General features: G+C 44.6%; 1 protein-coding gene. It reads left to right on the top strand.

What is annotated here, in order from left to right:
* Window positions 1-101 (top strand): LuxR C-terminal-related transcriptional regulator (locus tag KVT27_RS26415; protein ID WP_254636317.1); only part of this gene is annotated, 101 nt, incomplete at its 5' end.
* Window positions 102-231: the final 130 nt, after the last annotated feature.

Here is a 231-nt window from a genome sequence, read left to right as displayed (position 1 = left end):
CGGTAAAAAATCATGTAAGCTCCATTCTCCAAAAGATGGAGGTTGATGATCGAACACAAGCGGTCATCATCGCGATAAAGAATGGTTGGGTAACCTTGTAAATATCCCCTGATGGAACCCCTCGAATTTTGCAGCATACACTGCAAATAAAGGAGGGATCCGCTATGTGGATTGGGTTGCTTTGGATCTTGGGTTGCTACGGAATCAGCATCGCAGTGCTTCATCTATTGT

This window comes from Lysinibacillus sp. GbtcB16 (assembly GCF_019091145.1).
Classification (GTDB): domain Bacteria; phylum Bacillota; class Bacilli; order Bacillales_A; family Planococcaceae; genus Lysinibacillus; species Lysinibacillus fusiformis.
The sequence above is the reverse complement of the archived record's forward strand: the minus strand, read 5'-3'. Positions and strand labels throughout refer to the sequence as shown.